The following is a 25,605-nucleotide window of genomic DNA, read 5'->3' on the forward strand; positions in this document are numbered from 1 at the left end:
TCCGTAATTTTGTTAGCATCGCCCGCCAATTGCATGTCCACGTCGAACGCTGTTCGTTTAGTCGCCGGCCTGGGTAATCCCGGGCCGGAATATGATGGCACTCGCCATAATATCGGGTTCGCGATCGTGGATCGGCTGGCTGCCGAATTGGGGCTCACCTGGCAGCATGAGAAACGGTGGCATCTGCTCTGGGCCAAAGGCGAGAGAGTGATCCTCGTTAAGCCGACGAGCTACATGAATCGGAGCGGCGAACCCATCCAGGCGATCGCCCAATTCTACAAAATCACGCCCGCGGAAATGCTTATCGTCCTTGACGACATGGATTTGCCCCTGGGACGGCTTAGGTTGCGGCCCGATGGCGGAACCGCCGGTCACAACGGCCTCGAGTCGGTAATCGTGCAGTTCGGGACCGAGGAAATTCCGCGGTTGCGCGTCGGGATTGGCGCCGCTCCCAAGGAGGGCTCCGTCGATTATGTCCTCGGCCGTTTTTTCGAGGAAGAGCGCCCAATCGCGGAAAAGACCGTCGCCCGCGCGGTGGAGGCGGTGAAATGGTCAATTGACAAAGGCGTGCTTTCCGCGATGAACCTTTTCAACAAAAATCCAGAAACATGAAGAACCGTTACGAAGCTTTGCTCGTGTTGAATACACAGGGCAGGGATGACACCGTCAAGGACGTCGTCGATCGCCTTGAATCCGAATTTCAAAAGGAAGGGGCCGAGATCGAGCAGGTCCAGAAAATGGACAAGCGCCAGTTTTCCTACATGGCGGGCGAACTCGAGGCCGGCCATTACGTGAATTTTATTTTTCACGCCGACCCGCAGTTGATCACCAAGCTGCGTTCGAAGTTCAAGCTCGATCCGGAAGTTTACCGCCAGCATTACCAGCGCCTCCGTCCGAAAGTGGAGAAGCCGGCGAAAAAGTTGGCCGGGGCCGAATAATTCCGCTAGAAGGGCGGCATGGCCAGTTTCAATAAAGTCATCCTTCTCGGAAACCTCACCCGCGATCCCGAGGTCCGATATACCCCCAAGGGGACAGCCGTCACGGAATTAGGCATGGCCGTGAACCGCGTTTACAGCGCCGAGAACGGCGAGAAACGCGAGGAAACGACATTTGTCGATGTCACGCTTTGGGGGCGGACCGCGGAGATTGCCGGGGAATATCTAAAAAAAGGGCGCCCTGTTCTTATTGAGGGCCGTCTCCAGCTCGACACCTGGGACGACAAGCAATCGGGTCAAAAACGGAGCAAGTTGAAAGTCGTTGGGGAAGCCCTTCAGCTGATCGGCGGCCGCCCCGGCGCTGGTGGCGGCGGCGGAGACGAAGAGGGCGGTTCGCGATTGAGCCGGCCGGCGCCTCCCCCGAAATCCGCGCCTTCCGCCCCAGACGACGACGAAATTCCATTCTAGCGTCTCCCGGGCGCTGAATAGATGACCCCCTCGGAAGCCTGCATCGCGCTGAACATGCTTCCGACGATGGGGCCGGTGCGGCTCCGGAAGCTGCTCGAAGTTTTCGAAACGCCGGACCGAATTCTTTCCGCCAGGCGCGACTCCTTGCGGGCGGTCGAAGGTATCGGTCGGGAAGTCGTCGACCAGATTACGAATTGGGAGACGCTCGTCGATCTTCCAGCGGAGTTGGAGCGCATTCGGGATTTCGGAGCGGAAGTGATCACGGCGGAGTCGCCCGTTTATCCGAAGCAACTGCGCGAAATCCATTCGCCGCCGATCGTTCTCTACGTCTGGGGCGAACTGACCGAGCGCGATCAACACGCCATCGCCGTCATCGGCTCGCGGCGGACAACCCATTACGGGTTGGAGTCGGCCAAGAAGCTTTCCTATCAGCTCGCTTACGCCGGCCTGACCGTGATCAGCGGGCTGGCGCGCGGCATCGATACGGCGGCCCACCAGGGAGCGCTCGCCGCCAAAGGGCGCACGGTGGCGGTGATCGGTTCGGGATTGTCGAAGCTCTATCCGCCGGAGAATGCGGCGCTCGCGGAAAAGATTCGGAGCGGACACGGCGCCGTCGTCTCCGAATTCTCGATGGAGATCGAGCCGGACCGCCAGACGTTTCCGATGCGCAATCGCATCATCAGCGGCTGGAGCCAGGGCCTGCTCGTGGTGGAGGCGGGCGCGAATAGCGGGGCGCTCATCAGCGTGGCTCAGGCGCTGGAGCAGGGGCGCAACGTTTACGCCGTGCCTGGGCACATTAATGCGCCGACCGCCATCGGGTCGAATCGCCTGATTCAGCAGGGAGCGAAGCTGATCATGGACGCGAGCGACATTCTTGACGACCTGCAGATCTTGCTGCCCGAGTCCCGGCCAGCGCCGGCGGCGACCGTGCGCGCGTTGCCGGAGCTCAGTGACGACGAACGCCGGGTGTATGATTCCATTCGCGAAACCGAAACGTCGATCGACGATATCGCAACGAAAGCAGAATTGCCGAGCGGCACCGTCTCTTCGACGCTGTTGCGTTTGGAGCTCAAGAAGCTGGTGAAACAACTGCCCGGAAAATATTTCGTGAAGCTCGGATAGTCTTCTGTAGCCGCGTCGCTGTGCGATGCGCCGTTGTAGTGTTCGCTGTCTCAGCGAAAATGTCGAAGCGGCGCTAGCGGTAACAAACGGGTTACTTTTCGCAATTCGCATCGTCGGGTGTGGTCGTGCAACGTCCGCGCCATGATTCAACCAAATCCTCTCCAAAGTTTTGGAAAAAAACGGGCGCGAAGCAAAACGCTGTCGCGCATAACTGACAATTCATTTGCGGCACGAGCGCGGTCGACGGGAGCAAAACTTCTGTTCGGTGCGGCGACGGCTATTCTCTTCACGATGGCGGCGGTCGATCGATCGCTCGCAGCAGCGAGCGCCGGTTGCGAGGGCGGAGCATTTACTCTCCTCGGTCTGAGCGGCGATCAACGCGCCACCGTTCCGGCCAGTAGCGTGCCGAGCTCGTTTTTGGTCAAAGGCAAGTACGTCGAATTCACTGTCGATGCGGCAACGTTCGGGGTCCGGGACTGGACCCTGAGCGGCGCACCGAATCCTCTGGACATCACCGGAGGTCAGCGCACGGTTGTGTTCGCGAGCAAGATGCCCGACCATCGCGGTGCGGTATTGAACAGCGACATCCGGGTCGACAACTCGGGCGGTTCTATCGTGATTTCCCGCACCGGACCCGGTGTGGCGATGAAAATCCAGGCGAAGGATTGTGCGAATGGCGGCGTGTTCCAGATGGAGATCGAACGTGACGATGCCACCGCGACCGTGTTCACGCACGTGCTCGGCGACGGCGTTTTTTACTTCGATAATCCAAACGTACGGGACCGGCTCGGCGAAAATATTCCGTGCTCGGGTGTTTTGCCCGACGGCACGCCAGTGGCTTGTAACGGCGCGAATCCTGACGGCACCGTCACCGTGACCGCGCGCGTTAATTTCGGGAACGATGTCTCGAGCAAGTTTGTCGGCCGCGATAGTTCGCAGGTGGCCACGCGGATCTCGGGCGGTTGCCCAAACAACATTCCGAACCCAACCCATCCGGGATCGGTCAATCATTGCGGAGCGATCTCGCAATGGAGCGTGGCGAGCGGCGGACGCATGGGACAGGTGATGGGTGAAGATGCAACCGAGATCGCGCCGGCTGCGACGGCTTGCACGGAAAACTGCACCGCGCAAAACCAGGTGAATGGCCGGGCACTGGTGGTCGGGTTCCCATTCCCAGTGCCGGACGCGGTTCGTTTGAAGCCGCGTTTCGCGCAACTTTCGAACGGTCAGCTGGCAGCAATCACCGTCTCGCCCGACAATTTGGTCGGCGGCACAAACGCGCAGGCGACCGTGAGTCTGGCGGCCGGGGCGCCGGCGGGCGGCGTGGTGGTGCAATTGAGCAGCAGCAATCCGAACCTCGCGAATGTGCCGGCAACGGCGACGATTCCGGCCGGATTGGTTGAGACGACGTTCAACGTGACGACCACTCAGGTCCTCTCACCAACGTCGGCCACGTTGCGAGGAACCGCGGGCAATGCGACACAGAGTGTCGGCTTAACGGTGAAACCGCCGCAGCAGGTCGCAACCGATTCGGTAGCGATTACGCGCGCCGAGTACATCAGCTCGAAGCGTCAATTGAACGTGGAAGCAACGAGCACGAATAAAGCGGCCACGTTGACGGTGTATGTGACCTCGACCAACGCCATGGTCGGCACTTTGACCGGCGACGGCAGCGGACGATTCAAAGGTTTGCTGAACCTTGCCACGTATCCCGGCAACATCACTGTCCGCAGCAGCGCGGGCGGCACTGCGGCCGGAGGGGTAATGCTGAAGTAAGGTTACTGACTAAGAACAATTAACAGCCCTGCCATTGTCTCGCGCGTTAGCGAGGGATTGGCAGGGCGATTGTTTTTAGAGACGGACAAGTGCACGCTACCGCGCGCGATGCGAGCAATCCGTTTAACGTCTGTCGGCTCTCCACTCGAAGAGCAGGGGATCGCTGTTCCGACCATTGGCCCGGCCGACGTCCTGATTCGAATTCGCGCTGCTGGGATCTGCCACTCAGACGCGCATTACCGTGCCGGCGTCTCCTCGGTCGCGCGGTTGCCTCTCACCCTCGGTCACGAAGTCGCGGGCGTCGTGGAAGAGATCGGGGCCGCGGTCCGGAATTTCAAGCCAGGCGACCGCGTCTGCGTTCATTACCTCGCGACTTGTGGCGAGTGTGCCTTTTGCCGGGCCGGGACAGAACAGTTTTGCCCAAGCGCAGAAATGATCGGCAAACATCGCGATGGTGGTTACGCCGAATTCATCGCGATGCCGGAACGGAGCGTGTTTCGATTGCCTGATGAAATCCCGTTCGAGCAGGGCGCAATCGTGATGTGTTCGTCAGCCACTTCGCTGCATGCCTTGAACAAGGTTCGCTTCCGGGCCGGCGAAACGGCCGCGATCTTCGGGACTGGCGGGCTGGGGATCTCAGCCGTGCAGCTGGCGAAGAATTTTGGCGCGGCCGAAGTGTTCGCCGTCGATATTAATCCCCACAAGCTCGAATTGGCGGAACGCTTCGGGGCGGTCCCGGTGAACGCAGCGGATGGCGATCCGGTCGACCAACTTCGAGAATTAACGAAGGGCCGCGGAGTCGATGTCGCGCTGGAACTGGTCGGTTTGGCGCTGACGATGCGGCAGGCCATTCAATCGTTGGCGATTCTCGGCCGCGCTGCCGTGGTGGGCCTCACTAAAGAGAACCTGGAAATCGCCCCGTATACCGAGGTCCTGAACAAGGAGGCGGAAATAATCGGCGTCTCGGATCATTTGGCGAGCGAGATGCCCCTGCTTCTCGACCTGGTGCGAACGGGAAAACTGGATCTTTCGCACGGCATCATCCGGACCGCGCCACTCGAAGCGCCGTCTATTAATGCTGCCCTGGACGGCCTCGACAAATTTGGCGGCGACGTCCGAACCGTTATTGTCTCCTGACCGCGATTTACCAATTGCGATTTGCGAACTGGCGGTCTCTCTTTTACCCTCCCCGCCTTAATTGATCCAAACTCGGGTTCCTAATAATCGTTAGCCAAGACGTTTACCCCGAAACGAAATGTCCAAATCGCTCATCATCGCCGAGAAACCCAGCGTGGCCGCCGACCTGGCGCGCGCCCTGGGCAAGGTCCCGAAAAAGGGCGACCACTTCGAGAATGAGGAATACGTCATTTCCTCGGCGGTCGGTCATGTCGCCGAGCTGCTGATGCCGGAGGACATCGACAAAAAGAAATACGGGTTCTGGCGGCTGGAGACGCTTCCCATTATTCCCGAGAAGTTCGAGCTCAAGCCGATCGACAAATCGAAGGACGTCTTCGCGCGGCTGAAGAAGCTCATCGCCCGGAAAGACATCACCCAGGTCATTAACGCCTGCGACGCCGGCCGAGAGGGCGAGCTCATTTTCAATAACCTTTGCGGGCTGGCGAAGAACAAACACCCGGTCAAACGCCTTTGGCTGCAATCGATGACGCCGCAGGCCATTCGCGACGCCTTTGGTCATCTCCGCGAAGAGAGCGAGATGCGCGGCCTCGCCGATGCCGCCCGGTCGCGGAGCGAAAGCGATTGGCTCATCGGCATCAACGGCACGCGCGCCATCACCAAGCGGATGTTCGGGTCGCGCGCCGGGAACGTGGCGTCGGTCGGCCGGGTGCAGACGCCGACGCTTGCCATTGTTTACGAGCGCGAGCTGGAGATTCGGAATTTCAAACCGCGGGATTATTGGCGCGTCACGGCGAAGTTCGAGATTAGCCAAGGCCAATACGAAGGCACTTATCAGCGGCCGGATTTCAAAAAGGGCGCCGACGAACACGATCGGGCCGATCGGATTTGGGAAAAGAACGCGGCCGAAGCCGTGTTGGCGGCCTGCCAGGGAAATCCAACGGCGAACGTCACGGAAGAGAAAAAGGCCAGCTCGCAGATCGCGCCCCGGCTTTACGATCTGACCACGTTGCAGCGGGAAGCCAACGGCCGTTTCGGGTTTTCGGCGAAACGGACGCTCCAAATCGCGCAGGCCCTGTACGAGAAGCATAAAATGCTGACCTATCCCCGCACCGATTCGCGGGCCCTGCCGGAAGATTATCTCGGGACCGCGCGCCAGACGCTCGGCAACCTTTCCGGGACGCTCGGAGATCACGCCCAAAAAGCGCTAAAGAATGACTGGGTCCGGCCTAACAAGCGAATTTTCAACAACGCGCAGATCAGCGATCACTTCGCGATCATTCCAACGACCTCGGAAGCGAAGCATCTCGACGACGCCGAAGCGAAAATCTACGACATGGTGGCGCGGCGTTTCGTCGCCGTTTTCTTCCCGGCGGCCGAGTTCGATGTCACCACGCGGTTCAGCCAGGTGGCGGAACACAAATTCAAGACCGAAGGAAAAGTCCTGACCGCGCCCGGTTGGCTGGAAGTTTATGGGCGGGCGGCGGTGGACGAAGATTCGAAGGACGGCAAGGCGCTGCCCGCGTTGAAACCGGAAGATCACAACAAGGCGAAAACCCTCGAGGCAAGTCTGCTGGCGGAAACGACCAAGCCGCCGCCACGTTATACGGAAGCAACCCTGCTTTCCGCGATGGAAACGGCCGGCAAACTCGTCGAGGACGAAGAACTGGCCGACGCGATGAAAGAACGCGGACTCGGCACTCCCGCGACCCGCGCCGACATTATCGACGGCCTCATTTACCAAAAGTACATGGACCGGAACCAGCGCGAACTGGTGCCGAGCGCGAAGGCTGAGCAGCTCATCCAATTTCTCGAGGCGGTGAAAGCGTCCGACCTGACGAGCCCGGCGATGACGGGGGAATGGGAGCATCAGCTCCGCGAAATGACCCGCGGCAAATTCTCGCGCGAGAAATTCATGGCCGGCATCGTTGAGGAAACAAAGGGCATCGTCGAGCGGGTGAAGAATTTCGAGGAAGACGATTCGGTCGCGCGCGAGACCGACATTCTCTCGCCTACCGACAAGAAGCCGCTCCGCGAAACGTTGCGCGGCTACAAATCGCAGGATGGCGAGTTCATGATCTACAAGGTCATCGGCGGCCGCCGGATGGAGGAATCCGAGATTCGCGAGCTGGTGGAAAAGGGCGAGATCGGTCCGCTCGATGGATTTATTTCCGCGAAAACGCGGGCCAGTTTCGCCGCCAAGCTCAAGCTCGGTCGCGATGAAAAGACCGGGAAATGGAAAGCCGAGTACGACTTTGGTGACAACGTCGATCTCGGTTCGGTCGAATCTTTCTGGACCGATCCGGCCACGGGCGCCGAGCTTTGCGAGATCGGTTCGAATTACGTCCTGCGCGAAAAGGAGAACGGCGAATGGAAGCAGGCGTTTCGTGTTCCGCGCCTGATGTGCAAAAAGGAAGTTACCCGGGAACAGGCCATCCGCCTGATCGAGCAGGGGAAGACCGACCTCATCCAGGGGTTCACGTCGAAGAAGGGCCGGCCGTTCGATGCCTTCCTCGTGCGCAACGACGCCCGAATCCGCTGGGAGTTCCCCCCTCGCGCGCCGAAGAAAGACAAGGACGGGAAGCCGATCGAGCGCAAGCCGCGCGCGAAAGTCGATCTTTCAAAAGCGCACGTTCTCGGCGAAAGCAAAGCGCACAAAGGCGGCGAGCTGGTCGAAATGGAAGACGCCTATTACGTGCGCAAACCGGACCAGGATAACCGCGCCGTCTTCAAGCTCACCAAAAAACTTTGCGAACACGAGATCACGCCCGAGGAAGTAAAAGAACTTCTCGTCGAAGGACGTTCGCACCTGATCGAGGATTTCATTTCCAAGCGCGGCAACAAATTCGCCGCCCACCTCGTCCTCTCCGCAAAAAAAGACAAAGCCGAATTCGAATTCCCACCGCGCTGATCGAGGCGAAGCGCTTTGGCGCGCAGGGGTGGTCGCCGTTTGTCAGGGCATTCAGATCGGCGGCCTAGTCCAGAACAAACGGCGTGGGATTCTTTTGGCGCAGGCGTTTCTCGGGAGAACCGAAATCGCGCATATAGGACTTGCGAGAGTGGGCGAAGTTTTGGATCGCATCGGGCCAGGACATTTTCGACGGCCAGTGCTTCATCTGCCGAAGCTCAAACTGCAGGCAGGCTCAGGTCCACGCCCAGCGCTATGGCCGGGATCGGTGATCCGGGCTTGGGTGAGCAGAAAGAAGGGCGCCGGCCACACCACCCGAAGTGTGGTTGATTGTCCTCCGCAAGATTTGCGTTGCGCCCCAGTGCTTACGATTTCAGCCGAATCTGTTCAGGCAACGACGCCAAGACCGTACAAAGTCGCTTCCGGAGATATTCATGGAAGTCATTGTGACGCGGATCATCAAGTGAATAAACGTCGCCGTAGCAGTCGTGATAAAGAAAGGTTAGTAGATCCGTAAGCGTTTTTCGGTTCAACCGATCCCCCCACGGCGTTTCGTCAGCTCTTGCCATTAAGAGGACGAGTTCTTCTTCCTTCGCAAGCGGGTCGTCTGCCACAGAAAGCCGGGGTCTTGTGTACGTAAAATCGAGCTCGCGGATCAAAATGCTCAGCTGTTTTCCCACGTCTTTGAAACGCCGTATCCGCGCGACGCGCTTTCTGCGTTCCTCGACATCCACCGTCAGATTCGGCTTTTGGACTTCGAACACAACCGTGCGGCATGCAGGCGTGCATTTCCGAAGGGTGTTGAATAACTGGCGGACAAGGCGAATGCCTACACCAAGTCGTGCCTCTTTCACCGATTTATCGATGCCGTAGTATGGGATAATCGCCGATCGACGGCTCGGATAGTAGCACGACCAAATAAAGCCGATCACTTCCCCGCGAATTTTCGCGATGAAAAACATGTTTTCGACCGCAACATGGCGCGATGGACTTGTTTCCGCGTCATCGCCCAAAAACTCGGCGATTTCGTTCTCGGTGTAATTCGTACCATCTGGGGGAAAAAGGCTGGAGTATAATGCCAACAATTCATCGACATCCCGACCAGTTCCGATTCGCAGTCGGCGAATTGTGATTCGGCGCGAGCGCCACCATCTGACTCCAAACCCGACTAGCGCGGCGACTGCTGCGGCAGCTATTCCACCCAGCATGTTTTCCACTACCGACCGACTCATTAAAGCCTTGAGGAATTCCACAGTATATTCTGGCCGGGAGTGACGTCCCGGGCGGGCGGCATGGGGTTTCGAAAATCGGCGCCGTTATTGGTTCCGACAATTCCGACACGTTTGATCATGTCGAAGCGCACCTGTTCGCGTGCGTTCACGAAGGGGTTCTTCTTGGTTGTGGCTGGTTATGGGGTTAGGGCTCCGACCACCGAAAGAGCGGGGGGTTCCAGGAGATCTCCGTTCAATCTGGGGAGGAAACTAATTACTGGTGGGAGAGTAAGGGGAGCGGGCGATGTGTGTCACGAAAAAAACCAAAGCGCGTACCGGAAGTCGCCGATGCCGGCCGTTTTGGCTCCAGCTAAATCCATTCGCGAGGGCCGCGCGGGAGTCAGTCACGCAAGCGGGAAACGTTTTCGCTGACATCGAATTTTTTGGCCGGCGCGAAGTGCCATAGGGAGCGAAGCCGAACTTGGGACGAGGGGCGGCGTCGACTTCGCGACGCGGCTACAGGAGGGAAAGCGCGGCTGCGGGGGCGGGGGGACGCTACTGTTGAAACGTGCTCCCTGACTTGGCGGGGCAGGTGCGGGTTTCGGTGGTGGAAGTGCCCGCGGGGCCGCTCCGGAGTATCCAACACTCGCCGAGCGTGGAGCAGTAGCAGATCTCCATCTCGACGCGGAAACGCTCCTTATCCAAGGCAGTCCGAAGGGCAGCGTCTTTTTCCAAAGTCAGCGGGCCGCCATCGGAACCGTGCGGGACGAGGATGTCCATGGATTCGCCGGCAGCAAAAACGTGGCTGCTGACAGTGCTCAGGCTGAAAAGGTAGCGGCCGGGCCCCATCAGTTTCACGAAGGCTTCGGTCCAGGTGCGCACCGGTTGGCCGTCAACCTTCATCAGGACATGGCGGACGATCGCGGGTCCCACGCCTTTGTTTTCAACGACAAACTTAATCTGCGGTTCGTTGCTGGTGTTGTACTCGAGAATCGGCCAGACTGCGGCGCGGACCTGCTGGCGTTGCACGTAGGCGGTGTAACCGGAAACAAAGAGAGCCGAGACGCCGACCAGCGTGGCGATGATCGTTTCGTATCGGACAACGCGCGTTGCGGATTCGTTGGACACTGCGCGATGGTAAGGGGGGCGAGGGGCGACGGGCGAGGGAAAATGACGAATGACGAATGACGAAGAAATGGCGGGCCGGGAGCGGTCGACCTAAAATTCTCCGGGAGAAAGTTTCTCGCAGAAACCGTCGACCGCCGGGGTTTACCGTGCGTGTGGCTTGGTTCGGACGTTGAGGCCTACCAGCTTCCAGCTCGCCTCCTCGTTCTCGTACTTCACCTCGAAAAAGACGTCCTGAGCCGGGAGATTGTAGCGACCCTTGAATACGAGCCAGCCGTTGTTGTCTATGGCGGGAGACCCGTCAAGGGTCGGGTCTACATCGGCGATCTCCGCGAAGTCGATGTTCTGATCCACGAACTCGTGAAAAATTTCCTGGAGCTTGCGCGGAGTGGTTTCCCTTTTCCAGGCGGTTCCGAGACTGGCGTGGAAAGCTTTGAAGTTCCTGGCTTGGACGGCCTCGTTAAAAAGCAGGAGCGTGTCGAGGGCGAGCTTTTTGAGCGCTTTCTCCGGTGGGATTCCGTCGGTGTTTTCCCCGGCAGATTTTAGTTTCGCCTCAGGCCCACTCGGAGGGGCGGTGAGTTTTGAGGGCGGAGACAGTCGGCTGGGCGCCGGCGAAGAGGAGACGTGGGACGTGGTGGGAGAAGCACGAAGAAGATAAAACACCACTCCAGTGATCGCGACGCCGGCGATCAGAAGGAGAGCGAGGATCCCGACAATAATCAGCGTCCAATTTGTTTTTCCTGGGCGTTGCGGCGCGGCTGGCGCCGGTGAGGGGCGGCTCTGCGGTGCGGAGTAAGTTTGCGATGGCGGAATAGGCAGAGACGGCGGGGGCGGTGGCACCATGACTGGGCGCGGTGGAACGATCTCTTCCGTCGAGCCAGCTCTTGGCGTCGAGAGGATAGCCTTGAGCGTTCGCGCCAGGCTATCGAGATGCTGGCCAAGCGGCTGCGAAAAGGCATCCAGCCAGTGCGCGGTGGAGATGAAATACTCCAGCGCTTTCGTCGGTTGGACGTCTTCGATCCGGAAGGGAATGGTGTAAACGCCTTTGTCGACAGCGCGTTCGATCTCACGCTTTATCTGGGGCGATCCATTCGCGCTGGCGGAAAAAATCAAAACCATAATCCGGCTCGATTCGATCGCATCAATGATCGATTCCCCCCAGTCGGCGCCCGGCACGACATCACGAGGCGCCACCCAGCACCGGATGCCTTCGGCCTCAAGCCGAGCCACCAGAGCGTCGGAGACGGTCTTGTCTTTGGCGGAGTGACTTACAAAAACATCGTGCGCCATTTGGGATCAGGAGTGGTGGTAACATCGGCGCGACAAAACAGCGAGCGAAAACTTTTCTCGCAGAAAGCGTTGACGCCACAACTAATGGTGTGCTACTTACTCCGCCGACACTATGCGTTGTCCCAAGTGCGGTTTTCGTGACGACAAGGTCATCGACTCCCGCCAGTCTCGTGATAGCTCCAGCATCCGCCGCCGCCGCGTTTGTTTACAGTGCGCGTACCGCTTCACCACTTACGAGCAAATCGAGCGCTCCGATCTTCGCGTCGTGAAACGCGACCGCACGCATGAACCATTCGATCGTCGTAAACTCGTGAACAGCCTGGCGAAAGCATGCGAGAAACGCTCGATCAGTCTCGTCACGCTCGAACAGGCAGTGGATGAAATTGTCCACGAGCTCGAGACCAGCGGGCGCGAAGTTTCCTCGGCGACGATCGGCACGAAAGTGCTGGAGAAATTGCGGGTGATCGATGAGGTGGCCTATCTGCGCTACGCATCAGTCCACCGCCGCTTTGAAGAGGTCGATCAATTTGTCGACGCCATTCAGGCGCTCGGCCGCCGCGTCAAACCAAATGCGCTCCAGCCCGAATTATTCGAGCCGGAGATGGCGCCGGCCGGTTCGGGCGCCCGCGAAACCGAAACCAAAGTCGAAAGCCATGGTCGCGTTTAAAGAAGAATTTCCCTATCTCCGCTGCGATTCCGGACAGCTGTTTGAGTTCGATCAGGCGTGGCTCCACGCCGCGATTACGCGGGCCGCGGACCAGGCTGGTTATCCGCGGTGGTGGTTGACCGATCACGTCACCGAAAGCATCGCGTTTTATCTGCGGCTCCGAAACGACGAGTCGGTCGTGCCGTTCGATCAACTTTCCCAAACTGTCCGCTACGTTTTGAAGGTGATCGGCTACAAGGAAATCGTGCCGTATTTTGTGCCGTCGCCGCCGCCGATCTCGTTTTCGCTGCTCGAGATTGCGCAGGAAGCAGGCGCCGGCTACGAGCTCGCGTTTTTTGATGGCCTGGAAAAACGAATCAGCGCGCTGGTGAGCGCGGGCGCCGACAGTCTGCATCTCTGCGATCTGCAAGCCTGCGTCAAACATCTGCGCGGCGCGAAGACCTGGACGCGCACCTGCGACACGTTGCGCGAGGAAGTGATTTGCTTCGTTCGCGAAAAGCTCGCGATGGATCCTGAGCTTCAGCATCTGCGCTGCTTCATGCGGTAGGGAAGTTGAGAGTTGTTGGTTGAGAGTTGAGAGCCGTCGTAGAGCGATGACCATCTTCGAGAAAATCATCCGGCGTGAGATTCCGGCGGAGATTGTCTGGGAAGATGATGAAGTGCTGGCGTTCCGCGATGTGAATCCGCAGGCGCCGGTGCATGTGTTGATCGTCCCGAAACGGGTAATCCCGCGCCTGGCCGATGCGACGGCCGACGATGCGGCGTTGCTCGGAAAGCTCGTGTTCGCGTCGCGGGCGGTGGCTGAGAAACTGGACCTTCTGAAATCAGGCTACCGGGTGGTGATCAACAGCGGACCGGACGCGGGCGAGAGCGTGCCGCATTTGCATCTGCATGTCCTCGGCAAGCGAGCGCTGGCCTGGCCGCCGGGTTAGGATTGTTGACGAAGTTCAGCGAGCATCTGGCGCAGGCTCGCCCGGCGCGGTTCGAGATGTTTCCGGACGGCGCGTTGATTCAACCAATAGATTCCGATGGAAAGCACGATCATGGTTCCGAAGAAAGTCGTCAGATGAGAGGGATCGACGCTCCGTGGCAGGCGGTCGTGCGCGGAGGCTCGATCCAGGACGATGGCAAGGGTACCGATGGCGCACGGCAGCAAATACCACCAAAAAACCGAGCGCAGTAAACGGATCTGCGTTTCGGTTCCCCGGATCATCTGCTGAAGCTGATCGGCCACGCTGGCCTGATCCGCGCGAAACCTCTCTCCGACTCGGCTTCTGATGATAAACCCCGCCACGAACAGACAACTCGCCACCGCAATCCAGCGAAACCCGGTTTGCCCAACATTTCCGAACACGGCCGCGAGAATGAGAGCCGCTCCGATCTCCCGTAGATCTCGCCACCAAATTGTTCGCCGAAATTTCCGGTCCCCCGAGCGGACGGCGGCTGCAATCTTCGCGATATCTTTCGGGTCCGGTTTGATCGGTCCTTGCTCGTTCCAGATATTTTCCAAATCAGACGGGTTCATGAGGCCGCGGGGTTCCTTTCATTAATCTGCCCAGGTTATCGCGAACGCGGGTGAGGCGACTTCCGACAGCGTTGGCGGAGATCCCGATGGTGCCGGCGATCTCTTCATAGGAAAAACCCTCGAGGTGCAGGAGGATCAAGGCTCGTTCTGCGGGGCGGAGTTGCTGAATCGCCCGGTAAAGGTCGTCGATCGCATCGCGTCCAGACGAATCGACCGGCTGCACAACGGTCTCGACCAACTGCGCAAAAGGCGCGGAGCGATCGATAATGCGTCCGCGCCGACTTTCCCGACGCTGCCAGGTCAGGGCCGCGTTCAGACTGACGCGATAGAGCCACGGTCGCGGGTTTTCAATTCGCGGGAAATTGGGGATCGACCTCCACCATTGGAGCAGAATTTCCTGCAGGAGATCTGCCTGAGCGCTGGGATTAAATTCGAATGCGCGCGCGATTCGGACGCAAATGAAAGAATACTCGCGGAGCCACGTAGCAAACTGCGTTTCCTGCTGCACCCGGGTCACATCATTTCTCCTCCCAAATAGTAGTCGCAGCGCGGGGAGATTCCTTTCGGTTCGCTGTAGCCGGAGGATCGGTTAGCCCGGCCTTCCTCGAAAACGCGTGTCCGGCCGGATCGAAAATTTCGGCGACACCGCGCCCTTCCAGCTATCGAGCAGGGCTCGGGCTTGGAGAAGGCGCCGGTGAATGTCCGGAAGGACGGGAACGCTTGTGATGTCGAGTCTTGGATGGAGCGGGAGGCGGTGTGGGACGAACGGTAGCCGGCCCTGGAGGGGGACCCGAAGGCCGGACGGGACCCGGCATCTGGGTGAGAGCGGGAGCAGGCGTGCGAAGGGGAACGGGAGAGGGACCGGGACCCGTGGTGCGAACAGGGCCCTGAGGCCGAACCGGGCCCTGCGTCCTGGTCAGAGCCGGGGCAGGTGAGCGGAGGGGAACAGGAGAAGGACCGGGAACCGTGGTGCGAACAGGACCCTGAGGCCGAACCGGGCCCTGCGTCTTTGTGAGAACCGGGGCAGGTGAGCGGAGGGGAACAGGAGACGGACCGGGAACCGTGGTGCGAACGGGACCCGGACCGGGACGAACAGGCGGAGGGGCTGTAGATCGAACGAGATTAGGCGCCGGGGTTCGAAGAGGGGCCGGCGAAGAGGAACGATAAGGAAAGGTTCCGGGCGCGCGGGAAACAACGGGCGCGGGAGAACGAACAGGAGTGGGAGCAGGAACTGTCGTGGTAACGGGACCCGGGCGAACAGGACCAGGGACCCGGGTAAGAACGGGAGCGGGAGAACGAAGCGGAATGGGGGAGGGCGCAGGAACGGTAGTGCGAACTGGGCCGGGACGCACTGGCGCGGGCGCCGTTGACCTCACGACATTCGGCGGAGGAGGAGCAATCGTGGTCAGAGCGGGAGACGGAGTGCTGACCGGACCGGGACGGACAGGCGCATTTCGAACCAGAGCCGGCGCTGGAGGCGCAACCGTGGAAGGAGCGGGAACCTGCGGCGGAGCCGTGACGACGTGCATGACGGCTTCCTGTTTCACAATCACTGGGGTGCCGGGCGCGGAGTTATTGAAAAAGACTTCCGCCATCTCTTTTGGCAGGCGGATGCAACCGTGAGACGCCGCGTACGGCGGCACGTAGCCCTGGTGCATCGCGTAGCCGCCCCGGAAAAACATCGCGAACGGCATCCGCGCTCCATCGTAATGAGAGCCCGGCGGTTTGGAATCCTTGCGCACGTCGATATTCGATTTCGTGACGTTCCCGGCATCGTCGACATAATCGCCGAAGACGCTCGAGACGTGCTCCGCATCCTTCCAGAAAACCGTGTAATAACCGGGCGGCGTCCCAAAGCCCGGCTTGCCGGTGGATACCGTGGATTCGCCGACCAGATTCTTGCCCTTGTAGAAATAAGCGCGCTGCTCGGAAATGCTGACGATAATTTTCGGGGAGCCGGGAACCCCGTCGCCGTTCCAGTAGCCTGGCGGCGGCGTCGGCGGGGCCATTGTGGTCGGGGCGGTAGGGACTTCGGCGCAGCTGGTGATCAAGGCGAGCGCGCCCAGGGCAAGGGAGAGGCGAAATAAGGCGGCGCGGCTCATTTGGATGCGCAGATTAATGTGTTCGGCTTCGTGTTCAATCTCAAAGATTTAAGGTCGCGGCCGGCTTCCCGGAGAGGGCGCGACAGGAGTGAAACGGTCGGAAAATCGCGCGTTGCGACGCAGTTGTTCTTGCCCGGGGCAAAAGTTCCTGATTCTCTCACCGGCGGAGGACAATTTTCACCTATGCATCGTCGTTTGATCGCCATCCTAGCCGCCACGTGTCTCGCCTTTGGGGGCGCGGGATGCGCTTCGAAATCGAACAAAGATTACGACGAAATCCTGATGCCGGCCCAGACCGGCAGCGTTCTTCAACGCCGGGTGCAGGTAAAGAAAATCGAGCCCGAAGAGAAGCCCAAGAAGAAGAAAGACAAGGAGAAGCCGTCCTCCCCCAAGCCGAAGCCGGATGAGGAGCCGTCGGCCGAAGCCACGCCCAAGCCGGAGCCGGAGAGCACTCCGCCGACGGAACGTTTCCGGTAGGTGGAGACGGATTCTGGAGACGGCCTGCCCTCAGGCCGTTGAGAATATGTGTGACCGAGCGCAAGCTCTCCGGCACGAGGGCGTGCCGGCTCCAATGGATTGCGTGCCGGCTCCATCTCATTTTTTCGGCGCGTGAGGGGCAAAGGAGGCCACGATCTTTTCGAAACGGGCATCTCCGCGTAACGGGTCCCAGTAGGGATGCAGGCGCAGTTGCCCATAACTCGAGGAAGCCGGAAATTTCGTGACCGCTTCCAGTTGCTCGGTGGCCAACCCCTTTTCGCCTACCCAGGCATAAATGATGGCGAGGAATTCCCGCACCCGGACTCCATTGAGCGCGTCTTTTTCAATCGGCAGCATCTCCGCCGCGCGCCGTCCTTCTCGTAACGCGTCCTCTTTGCGCCCGAGCCCGGCATCAATCAATCCCAGCACGCAAAGCGCCGGCGGATAATCGTTCTGGGCCGCGAGCACCTTTTCCTGTTGCACGCGCGCGGCGGCGAAAGCGGCCTGCGCCCCGGCGGTATCGCCGCGAACCCGCGCGGCCAAACCTTCCCCGAACTTCGGACTGAACAGGATCGCGTCAGGCCCAAAGGTATGTTCTCCCAAAGCAGCCAGGGCGCGAAGCGCGGCGGCGTGGTCCCGCTCGCACAAGGCCAGGTAAAGCCAATTATCGGCAAAGCTGGCGCCGGCCGTCGGTTGTTTCTCCAGCAGTGCCTCAATCTCCACATGCAAGGGACGGGTGTCAGCCTTCCAATCGAGGAACGCCTGGGCGCGTGATATTTTCGTGTCGATATCCTCCGGCACAATCGAGAGCGCCCGTTCCAGGACTTCGACCATTTCCGCGTAACGACGCAGGCCCTCATAACTCAGGGCAATTTGTTGGAGCGTGCCGAAGTTACGTGGATCAAGCTCGATGGCGCGTTGGAGATGCCGGAGGCCTTCCTCCTGCCGGCCCTGGCGGCGAATGATGTAGCCGCTGAATTCAAAAATACGCGGATCGTTCGGCAGGGTCCGGCTCGCGATCGTCAGCTCAACGAGCGCGCGATCGTAATCGAGGTAGGCCTGATACAGGTGTTGCGCCTGGGCCAGGTGGGCCTCGCCGCTGTCGGGCCGCAAGCGGAGCGCGTTTTGGATCGCTTGCTCCGCCAGCGCCAGCCGGGCCGGCGTGTGGTCGACGCCGCTGAAATAAGCGAAATCGTGAACCCAGGCGAGGTCGCAATAGGCGAGAAGGAAATTCGGGTCTTTCGCCACCGCCTGATCCAACAAATTGGCCGCCCGGGTGAGCTTGTCTTTAAAGCCGGCGCCGAACGCGCTCGTGGCGATGATTGCTTTGGCCTGATTGTAAAGATCCCAGGCTTCCAGGTTGATCGTCGGCGGCTGCTCGATCGCGGCCTTTTCGCCGGCGGAAAGTTTTGCCCGCAACTGCTCGACAATTTTTTTCGCGATCTCGCTTTGGATCGCAAAGACGTCGTCCAGCGGGCGATCGTAATGCTCCGCCCAAAGGTGGGCGTCCGTCCGGGCGTCGATTAACTGTGCGGTGACCCGTACGCGATTGCTATCGCGCTGCACGCTTCCGATGAGGACATGCGCAACCTTCAAGGCCTGCCCGATTTCGGGGAGATTCCGGCTGGCGGTGTTCTTGTATTGCATCACGCTGGTGCGGCTGATGACTTTCAAGTCGGCGACCTTGGCCAGGTTGGTCAGGATTTCGTCCTGCACGCCGTCCGTGAAAAAAGAGTTCTCCTGGTTTGTGCTCAGGCTTTCGAACGGAAGCACGGCGATCGATTTCTCCGGGATTGCCGGCGCGACCGGGCTCGATTCGGTTATTTTCGCGAACTTCGAACGGGCCGAGGGAAAAAGAAGGAAGCCAACGGCCAGAAGAGCGAGAAGGGAAACAACCAGGGCGAGTTTGCGGCGCCCCTTTCGGAAAACTCTCGAAACCCGGCGGGCATCGATCGGTTTGTCATCGAGAAATCGTTCCAGGTCGTCGGCAAAAGCAGCCGCGGTGGGGTAGCGCTCCGCTGGTTCTTTCGCGAGGCATTTCAGGCAAATCGTTTCGAGATCGCGAGGGACACCAGCCCGATGCCGGGTGGGAGAGGCCGGGTTCTCGGTCGCCACCCGGACCATGATGGAGGTGTCGCTTTCGTCCGGCAAAAACGGCGGCCGGCCGGCCAGCATTTCGTAGAGAATCGCGCCGAGCGAATAGATGTCCGCCGCGGCGCCGACATCGCGGCTCGTCCCCCGCGCCTGTTCCGGCGCCATGTAAACCGGCGTGCCAATGACCGCTCCGGTCAGGGTGAGCGCAGTCTCCGCCGTGAGCCGCTTGGCGATTCCGAAATCGGTCACCTTCGGCACGCCTTGCGGATCGAGCAGAATGTTGGCCGGCTTCATGTCCCGATGAACGACCTGGTTTTGATGCGCGAAATCCAGGGCGCGCGCGACCGGGACCAAAAGCTGCGCCGTTTCGCGGGGCGTCAGGATCCCAGCCCGGAGACGATCCGCCAGCGAACCGCCTTTTACATATTCCATCGCGAAATACGGAGCGCCGTCGTGTTCTCCAACGTCGTAAACGTGGATGATGTTGGCGTGGTGCAGGCCGGCGGCGGTCTCTGCCTCCGCGAAGAAGCGCTTTAGTTCGGGCGGACCGTAATAGCCGGTCAACATTTTGAGGGCGACGATCCGGTTCAGCTTTCGCTGCCAGGCGCGGTAAACCACGCCCATCCCGCCGCGCCCGAGTTCTCCCTCGATTTCGTAACCACCGATGGCGCGGTTGCCGCCGCTCGTCACCAGCATCGTCGGATCGGATGAAGTAGAGTCAGGATCAGACACGGTGAATTGAGTTTGCGCAGTTTCGCCGGCTTGCTCAAGAACGCGATGGCGCCGCCGGATTCCTGGGGTCAGAAATTGGAAATCGAAATTCGAAATTCGAAATTCGAAAATGTCATGGCGGTGAGGGAGGGATTCGAACCCTCGGTACCCTTTTGAGGTACGGCGCTTTAGCAAAGCGCTGCTTTCGACCACTCAGCCACCTCACCAACAGATTGCGAGAATATGAGGTTGAGGGATACTCGTCAACCTGACCGGCCCATGATTACCGAAGATGAGGCGCTCAAGCGCATTATGGCAAGCGTTCGGCCGCTGCCGCCGCGGACCGTGCCGCTGATCGAGGCGCGGGAACAGTTTGCCGCTTCCGATGTATTGGCGCGGGTGGCGCTGCCAGCCTTCGACAATTCCGCGATGGATGGTTACGCCGTTGTGGCCGGCGCCTGCGCGGATGGAAAGGGCCAGCGCGTCGTCGGCGAACAACCCGCCGGGGTGGATCGCGGGCTTCGCCTCGCCGCAGGGGCGGCGATTCGAATTTTTACCGGCGCCCCCATCCCGGCAGGGGCAGACGCCGTCGTGATGCAGGAGGACGTGCGAACCGAGGAATCGCAAATTTTCGTGAACACAACGGTTGAGCCCGGTGAGTTTATTCGCCGGCGCGGCTGCGACCTGAGCGAGGGGCAAAAAATTCTCGAAGCCGGCGCTCGCATCCGCTCGCAGACCCTGGCGTTGCTGGCGGCGCAAGGTCTTGCCGAAATTGCAGTGGGCGGCGCCGTCCGGGTGTCGATCGTCACGACCGGCGACGAACTTGTGCCACCGGGGGGATCGCTCGAACCGGGACAGATTTTCGAGAGCAATTCTATTCTCCTGCGAGCGCTTGCCGAAAGGCACGGTGCGACGGTGGCGGACGTGCAGCATTGCCCGGATGACGCGGCTGCCATCGAGGCTGCGTTACGAAAAGGATTGGACCACCATGTCTTGCTGGTAATCGGCGGCATCTCGGTCGGCGCGCGTGATCTCGTAAAGCCCGCTCTCAAGGCGGTGGGCGCCCAAACCGATTTGTGGCGCGTCCTGGTCAAGCCGGGAAAGCCGTTCCTCTTTGGCCGCGCCGGCCAATGCTCGATCTTCGGGCTGCCGGGCAACCCGGTTTCGGCGTTCGTGACCTTTCTCATCTTTGTTCGCCCCGCAATCCTGCGTCTGATGGGTGCGCACGAAGACGAGCTCGCCTTCCCGCAAACGGAAGCAACCCTCGCCGGCGAACTAACGAACGAAGGGGACCGTCCGCATTACGTTCGCGGCCGGCTGGTCGATGGGAGGTTTGGGGTCGTGGGCCGGCAGGAATCGCACGCCCTCTACGGTTTGAGCCGGGCCAACGCCCTTCTTCGGGTTGCGCCCGGGGAGAATCTTCGAAGCGGAGCCATCGTTCCGGTCGTCAAGCTGGATTGATTGCCGTTTTTACCGCGAGGGCGTTTGACACCCTGCGCGGGCATTTTAGCTTATGCGCGTTGAACTCCGAGTCACGCCTTAGCCTCAATGGCACCGACCAGTTCCGCGCCGATGCGGAACGCCTCTCGCACTTCATCCTCGAGATGCAGCGCTGCTTCCTTCTCCATCTCTGCAAGCAATTGGCGCCGGGAAACGTTTCGTTCCCGCAATACTTTCTTTTGGCGGCCCTGGACCAGAAAGAGATCCTCACCATGTCCGCCATCGCGCAAAAGATGGGACACACCACCGCGGCGGCCAGCGGGTTGGTGGATCGGCTGGAAAACTTGAATTACGTGGTGCGTTCGAGCGCTCCCGAGGATCGCCGCAAGGTCATGGTTTGCATCACCGCCAAAGGCTCGGCCCTGGTGCGACGGATTCGAGAAGAGATGGTGGGCAACGTTATGAAGGTGATGAGCCATCTCACGCCCAACGAACAGAAGGCGTGGCTCCAGATTTACTCCAAGATTAATGATTACTGCCAGGCCAAGGAGGAGTCCCAGCCGGCGCCGCGCAGTAAACCGCGACGAAGTCTGCTGGCTTCGCGGCGTTTCGAAAATGGAACGCGTTGATCCCGAACCCGGGAACGATTGGCGGAGCACATCATCAACCCCAAATTTATAAACAGCCATCGACCAGCCGTTTACGTCATGAATTGAGGATGCGGCACGCGGCTTGCATAGCACTCAGCGCTAAAGCTCCCGATCTCTTCGCTCCTTCGCCGATCCGAATCTGTTTATCCTGCGTCTCTTTCCATGCGTAAAGCTTCTGTCTATCTCTTTGTTTGTCTCACGCTCGTGGCGCTCGTGCCTCTGGCTCCGTTCCTTTTTGCCGGAACTGAAACGCTGACCGAATTGCGGATGCGCCAGACAGCGATGCCGCGATTCACGCTCGAACAGGCAGTGCTCACCGCGCTCATGCGCAACGCCGACATCCAGAAGGCGCGCCAGGATATTGAGCGCACTAAGGGTCTTTACATCCAGATGCGTGCGGAAATTTTGCCGAAGATCGAAGCGCTCTATAACGTTCAGAATACTGATCCTCACCTTGGCTCCATCTCGTCGGGCTCGAGTGGCGGCCTTTCCGGGGTCCCGACCCAGTACAGCCTTTCGCTTCAGGCGTCCCAGGTCGTGTTCGCCGGCGGGCGAGTCATTTCGAACATTCGCGCGGCAGCGTTCACGCGGGACAGCAGTTACTTCGGGTTTCGGAACGTCGTGGACACGGTCATTTCCACGGTGAAACAGCAGTTCTACCAGGTCTTGCTCAACCGGGAGCTGATCAACGTCCAGGAGTCTTCCGTGAACCTGCTCAAGAGCCAGTTGCAGGATCAACAGAATCGATTCGAGGCCGGCACCGTCCCGCGGTTCAACGTCCTCCAGGCCCAGGTCGCCCTGTCGAACCAATATCCGCTCCTGATTGCCGCTCAGAATAGTTACCGCATTTCGCTGCTCCAATTAGCCAAGACGCTCGGGCTCGATTTCGATCCGATGCGCGCCGGCCAGCAGCCTTTGGAGGCAGTGGGCACACTGGAGTTCCACCCGCGGCACATTCCGCTGGATATGGCGATCGAGATGGCCAAGGAGCGGCGGCCGTTCCTGAAGCAACAGAAGGCGGTGGTCCTGAGTAATGCCGCCCAGGTCAACGTGGCGCGCTCTGGTTATTTCCCAACCTTCAGCGTCACCGCCGGCGAAGATTTCCGCAGTTCGCCAATCAGCGAAAACATCGACCAGGTCCGCTCGGGGTATGTTTTTGGGGGCACCGGTTCGTGGGCGATCTGGGATTGGGGCGCGACTTACGGGGCGGTCAAACAAGCCAACGCCGTGCTCGAGCAATCAAAGATCACGCTGGACGACGCCAATCGGCAGGTGGAACTGGAAGTGCAGCAACAGGATTCGAACCTGAGACAGAGCGCCGAACTGGTGAAAGCGACCGAGGAAAGTGTCGGGCAAGCCCAGGAAGCGCTGCGCCTCGCGAGCGCGCGTTTGAGCGCGGGCGCCGGAACGCAGTTGGAAGTGCTGAACTCGCGGGTGGAAGTGACCCAGGCGGAGTCGAACCGGATCCAGGCGCTCTTTAATTACAACGTTGCCCTGGCTGAATTCGATCGTGTGACCGCGACCGAGGTGGTCTATTCCAACGAGCTCGATGACGCGCATACGCGCGACAAGACCAGGACCGACGCCAGACCGACCCCGGCGCCGAAGCCGACGCCGCTCCAATTGAACCACGCCGGGAATCGCCCGCCGATTCAAACCCGAACGACGACGACGACGCGCACCACGCGCACGACGGGCAGTAAGTGAGCGAAGCGCGGCTGCCGGTCGAACATTTCCCGGCGCTGAGCGCGCTGCCAGGGATAGTTCACGGTTTCACGCTGCGTTCGCCCGGCATCGAAATGTCGCACGACAAGCAGGAGGCGCTGGCCCGGCTGGATGGCGTCCATCGAGATATCCGGGAGCAACATGGACTCGGTTCGATGCCGTTCGTTACCGCGCAGCAGGTGCACGGAAACCGGATCGGCGTTGTCGATGACGCGACTGCTGACAACGCTTGTTTTGAAAGCTGTGATGGCCTCATCGCGCAGCGGCGGGGCATTTGCCTCGGTATTTATGTTGCCGATTGCTGCGCCGTTTATCTCGTCGATCCGGTCCGCAAGGCGATAGGGTTGGTGCATTCCGGAAAGAAAGGGACCGAGCTTGGTATTGCGGCCAGCGCCATCAAGGCCATGACGGAGCATTTTGGTTCGCGCGCCTCGGATCTCGTCGTCCAACTCAGTCCGTGCATTCGACCCCCGCATTATGAAATCGATTTCGCGGCGGAAATTGTGCGGCAATGCCGCGCTCTCGGGGTGGCGTCCGTGCAGGACTGCGGCGTTTGCACCGCGTGCGACCTGAATCGCTATTATTCCTATCGCGCCCAAAAAGGCCGCACCGGGCGGATGCTGGCGTTCCTGGCGCTTCCATAACGCTCTTCTGTAGCCGTCGCCCTGCGGGCGACGCGAGAGAACGCGCCGCGACAAACGGAATCGATGCGTCGCCCACAGGGCGACGGCTACAGAAAGCCAGCTAATCTTCCGTCGCGCCGCGGCCGTAGCCAACGATCCCGCGCTTCCCGGCGTTCGCCACGAATTCGAAAAACTCACGGCCAATCGGACCGAACTCCTCCGTCGCGGCTTTTTCCAGCGCCTGCTTCGTATTGAGCCCGCTGCGATAGAGCAGCTTGAACGCCCGTTTGACTTCATCGCGCTCCGCCGCGCTCAGGCCGGCCCGGCGCAGACCGACGATGTTCATGCCGTAAACCTCGTTCTTGGCCGCGGCCATAAACGGCGGCAGATTTTTTGTGAACCGACCTTCCGCCATCACGAGCCGCCCCATCCGGATGCCCTGGTGAAAACGCGAGCCTCCGCCGATGAACGCCCGGTCGTCGATTCGCACGTGGCCGGCGAGCAGAGCGTCGTTCGCGATCACAACGCCGTTCCCCAGGATGCAGTTGTGGCCGAGGTGCGTGTTGATCATCAGAAAATTTTCGTCGCCCAGGAGCGTCGCACTTCCTTCCGTGCTGCCACGATGAATAGTGCAATGCTCGCGAATGACATTCCCGCTTCCAATTTCGACCGTGCTTTTGGTTTGCGGAGAAAACCCCAGCTCCTGCGGCGCGGCGCCGATCACCGCGCCATGGCCGATAAAATTCCCCGGGCCCATCTTCACCGAGCCTTCAATCACGACGTGCGATTGAATCACGCATTTCTCGCCAATGATGACTTCGCCACCGATCACTGAATAAGGACCAATCTCAACGTCGGCGCCGATCTGCGCGCCCTCGTCGACAATCGCGGTCGGATGAATCTTCATAGCACGCCGGCCTCCTTGAAACTGAAGTAAGACGGCCGTCCCTCGGCAGGCGCCCCAATGATAATGTGGTCGAGCAATTTGATCTGGAGCAGCTCCGCGGCTTCGACCAAACGTCTCGTCAGGCTGTGGTCCGACTGGCTTGGAGAAGGATCGCCGGAAGGATGGTTATGGACCACGATGACCGCATAGGCCGAAGAGATCACGGCCGGGCGGAAAACATCCCGCGGGTGCGCGATGCTTTCATTGACGCTGCCGAGCGAGACCTCCTCCATGCGAAGCAAATGATAGCGCGTATCGAGCAGAATGACTCGGAGAGATTCCTTATGCAAAGCGCGCATCTCGGCGGCGACGAGATCGTGGACGAGCTCAGGCGAATCGAGTTTCTGGCGGGAAAGCCGCTCGTTAGCGAGGCGCCGGCCAAGATCGAAAGCGGCCACGAGCTGAATTGCCTTCGCCTTGCCGATGCCCGGAATGGCTTCGATTTCTGTCACCGAGCAGCGGCTTAAGCCGGAGAGCGAACCGTATCGTTTCAAAAGTTGGCGTGCCACTTCAACGGCATTTGCGCCCGGCAAACCGGTGCGCAACAAAATTGCGATCAATTCCGGATCGATGAGCGCCGTCGGTCCATGGGCGAGTAATTTTTCGCGGGGCCGCTCGTCCTGCGGCATTTCGCGAATTTTGATTTGGGCCATTCGAGTGACGCCTTGGGGGGAGG

24 protein-coding genes and 1 tRNA gene are annotated in these 25,605 nt (G+C 60.0%); 15 read left to right on the forward strand and 10 right to left on the reverse strand.

Going from position 1 to position 25,605, the window contains the following annotated elements; all coding sequences use genetic code 11:
- Positions 1 to 33 precede the first annotated feature (33 nt).
- The 7 genes from pth to VJU77_15745 all read left to right on the forward strand — a co-directional run bounded on the left by pth (position 34) and on the right by VJU77_15745 (position 8,346).
- Complete coding sequence (pth, locus tag VJU77_15715; protein ID HKP04800.1) at positions 34 to 612, forward strand: aminoacyl-tRNA hydrolase; 579 nt, start codon at positions 34 to 36, stop codon at positions 610 to 612.
- Entirely contained in the window at positions 609 to 938 is a 330-nt protein-coding gene (gene rpsF, locus VJU77_15720) for a 30S ribosomal protein S6 (protein HKP04801.1), read from the forward strand. Before pth ends, rpsF begins: the two co-directional genes overlap by 4 nt.
- Positions 939 to 956: 18 nt before the next feature.
- Positions 957 to 1,403: a single-stranded DNA-binding protein gene (gene ssb / locus VJU77_15725; protein ID HKP04802.1), complete on the forward strand. Its 447-nt coding sequence runs from the start codon at positions 957 to 959 to the stop codon at positions 1,401 to 1,403.
- A gap of 21 nt (positions 1,404 to 1,424) precedes the next feature.
- Positions 1,425 to 2,525, forward strand: a complete 1,101-nt coding sequence (gene dprA, locus VJU77_15730) for a DNA-processing protein DprA (GenBank protein ID HKP04803.1) — start codon at positions 1,425 to 1,427, stop codon at positions 2,523 to 2,525.
- Between the two features lie 141 nt (positions 2,526 to 2,666).
- Positions 2,667 to 4,301 (forward strand): hypothetical protein, encoded by a 1,635-nt coding sequence (locus tag VJU77_15735; GenBank protein ID HKP04804.1) that lies wholly within the window; start codon positions 2,667 to 2,669, stop codon positions 4,299 to 4,301.
- A gap of 108 nt (positions 4,302 to 4,409) precedes the next feature.
- The gene (locus VJU77_15740) at positions 4,410 to 5,438 is read left to right on the forward strand and encodes a zinc-binding dehydrogenase (protein HKP04805.1); all 1,029 of its coding nucleotides are present in this window, start codon (positions 4,410 to 4,412) and stop codon (positions 5,436 to 5,438) included.
- 118 nt (positions 5,439 to 5,556) lie between these two features.
- Positions 5,557 to 8,346, forward strand: a complete 2,790-nt coding sequence (locus tag VJU77_15745) for a DNA topoisomerase III (GenBank protein HKP04806.1) — start codon at positions 5,557 to 5,559, stop codon at positions 8,344 to 8,346.
- Between the two features lie 362 nt (positions 8,347 to 8,708).
- Here the strand turns inward: VJU77_15745 and VJU77_15750 are convergent, their stop codons facing one another.
- The 3 genes from VJU77_15750 to VJU77_15760 form a co-directional block, all read right to left on the reverse strand.
- The gene (locus VJU77_15750) at positions 8,709 to 9,596 is read right to left on the reverse strand and encodes a hypothetical protein (protein HKP04807.1); all 888 of its coding nucleotides are present in this window, start codon (positions 9,594 to 9,596) and stop codon (positions 8,709 to 8,711) included.
- Between the two features lie 513 nt (positions 9,597 to 10,109).
- Entirely contained in the window at positions 10,110 to 10,682 is a 573-nt protein-coding gene (locus tag VJU77_15755) for a hypothetical protein (GenBank protein ID HKP04808.1), read from the reverse strand.
- A gap of 141 nt (positions 10,683 to 10,823) precedes the next feature.
- Entirely contained in the window at positions 10,824 to 11,969 is a 1,146-nt protein-coding gene (locus VJU77_15760; protein HKP04809.1) for a TIR domain-containing protein, read from the reverse strand.
- Between the two features lie 112 nt (positions 11,970 to 12,081).
- Between VJU77_15760 and nrdR the strand changes: the two genes are divergently transcribed.
- Genes nrdR through VJU77_15775 form a run of 3 tightly spaced genes read left to right on the forward strand, consistent with a single transcriptional unit; the run spans position 12,082 to position 13,568 of the window.
- Positions 12,082 to 12,636, forward strand: a complete 555-nt coding sequence (nrdR, locus tag VJU77_15765) for a transcriptional regulator NrdR (GenBank protein HKP04810.1) — start codon at positions 12,082 to 12,084, stop codon at positions 12,634 to 12,636.
- Positions 12,623 to 13,183, forward strand: coding sequence for a hypothetical protein (locus VJU77_15770; GenBank protein ID HKP04811.1), 561 nt, complete (start codon positions 12,623 to 12,625; stop codon positions 13,181 to 13,183). The genes nrdR and VJU77_15770 overlap by 14 nt, the downstream gene beginning before the upstream one ends.
- Before the next feature lie 46 nt (positions 13,184 to 13,229).
- The gene (locus VJU77_15775; protein HKP04812.1) at positions 13,230 to 13,568 is read left to right on the forward strand and encodes a histidine triad nucleotide-binding protein; all 339 of its coding nucleotides are present in this window, start codon (positions 13,230 to 13,232) and stop codon (positions 13,566 to 13,568) included.
- Here VJU77_15775 and VJU77_15780 read toward each other — a convergent pair.
- The 3 genes from VJU77_15780 to VJU77_15790 all read right to left on the reverse strand — a co-directional run bounded on the left by VJU77_15780 (position 13,565) and on the right by VJU77_15790 (position 16,263).
- Complete coding sequence (locus tag VJU77_15780) at positions 13,565 to 14,161, reverse strand: hypothetical protein (GenBank protein HKP04813.1); 597 nt, start codon at positions 14,159 to 14,161, stop codon at positions 13,565 to 13,567. The two genes, VJU77_15775 and VJU77_15780, sit on opposite strands and share 4 nt — an antisense overlap.
- Positions 14,148 to 14,678: an RNA polymerase sigma factor gene (locus VJU77_15785; GenBank protein ID HKP04814.1), complete on the reverse strand. Its 531-nt coding sequence runs from the start codon at positions 14,676 to 14,678 to the stop codon at positions 14,148 to 14,150. Before VJU77_15785 ends, VJU77_15780 begins: the two co-directional genes overlap by 14 nt.
- 142 nt (positions 14,679 to 14,820) lie before the next feature.
- Positions 14,821 to 16,263: a L,D-transpeptidase family protein gene (locus VJU77_15790; GenBank protein ID HKP04815.1), complete on the reverse strand. Its 1,443-nt coding sequence runs from the start codon at positions 16,261 to 16,263 to the stop codon at positions 14,821 to 14,823.
- Between the two features lie 183 nt (positions 16,264 to 16,446).
- Here VJU77_15790 and VJU77_15795 point away from each other — a divergent pair, with 183 nt between their 5' ends.
- Positions 16,447 to 16,740 carry a hypothetical protein gene (locus tag VJU77_15795; protein ID HKP04816.1) on the forward strand — a complete coding sequence of 98 codons (294 nt, stop codon included), beginning with the start codon at positions 16,447 to 16,449 and terminating at the stop codon, positions 16,738 to 16,740.
- Positions 16,741 to 16,857: 117 nt separating this feature from the next.
- Here VJU77_15795 and VJU77_15800 read toward each other — a convergent pair whose 3' ends face one another.
- Both VJU77_15800 and VJU77_15805 read right to left on the reverse strand, forming a co-directional pair.
- Positions 16,858 to 19,566 (reverse strand): FlgO family outer membrane protein, encoded by a 2,709-nt coding sequence (locus tag VJU77_15800; protein ID HKP04817.1) that lies wholly within the window; start codon positions 19,564 to 19,566, stop codon positions 16,858 to 16,860.
- Between the two features lie 115 nt (positions 19,567 to 19,681).
- Positions 19,682 to 19,772, reverse strand: a tRNA-Ser gene (locus VJU77_15805).
- A gap of 52 nt (positions 19,773 to 19,824) precedes the next feature.
- On the opposite strand from VJU77_15805, the gene glp reads away from it, so the two are divergent.
- From glp to VJU77_15825, 4 genes are all read left to right on the forward strand, one after another.
- Positions 19,825 to 21,006 (forward strand): gephyrin-like molybdotransferase Glp, encoded by a 1,182-nt coding sequence (glp, locus tag VJU77_15810; protein HKP04818.1) that lies wholly within the window; start codon positions 19,825 to 19,827, stop codon positions 21,004 to 21,006.
- A gap of 59 nt (positions 21,007 to 21,065) precedes the next feature.
- The gene (locus VJU77_15815; protein ID HKP04819.1) at positions 21,066 to 21,614 is read left to right on the forward strand and encodes a MarR family transcriptional regulator; all 549 of its coding nucleotides are present in this window, start codon (positions 21,066 to 21,068) and stop codon (positions 21,612 to 21,614) included.
- A gap of 183 nt (positions 21,615 to 21,797) precedes the next feature.
- The gene (locus VJU77_15820) at positions 21,798 to 23,342 is read left to right on the forward strand and encodes a TolC family protein (GenBank protein HKP04820.1); all 1,545 of its coding nucleotides are present in this window, start codon (positions 21,798 to 21,800) and stop codon (positions 23,340 to 23,342) included.
- Positions 23,339 to 24,004, forward strand: a complete 666-nt coding sequence (locus VJU77_15825) for a polyphenol oxidase family protein (GenBank protein HKP04821.1) — start codon at positions 23,339 to 23,341, stop codon at positions 24,002 to 24,004. The genes VJU77_15820 and VJU77_15825 overlap by 4 nt, the downstream gene beginning before the upstream one ends.
- A gap of 100 nt (positions 24,005 to 24,104) precedes the next feature.
- Here VJU77_15825 and lpxA read toward each other — a convergent pair whose 3' ends face one another.
- Positions 24,105 to 24,890 (reverse strand): acyl-ACP--UDP-N-acetylglucosamine O-acyltransferase, encoded by a 786-nt coding sequence (gene lpxA / locus VJU77_15830; GenBank protein ID HKP04822.1) that lies wholly within the window; start codon positions 24,888 to 24,890, stop codon positions 24,105 to 24,107.
- Complete coding sequence (radC, locus tag VJU77_15835) at positions 24,887 to 25,582, reverse strand: DNA repair protein RadC (GenBank protein HKP04823.1); 696 nt, start codon at positions 25,580 to 25,582, stop codon at positions 24,887 to 24,889. Before radC ends, lpxA begins: the two co-directional genes overlap by 4 nt.
- Between the last annotated feature and the right edge of the window lie 23 nt (positions 25,583 to 25,605).

The organism is Chthoniobacterales bacterium, from assembly GCA_035274845.1.
Lineage (GTDB): Bacteria > Verrucomicrobiota > Verrucomicrobiia > Chthoniobacterales > UBA10450 > AV80.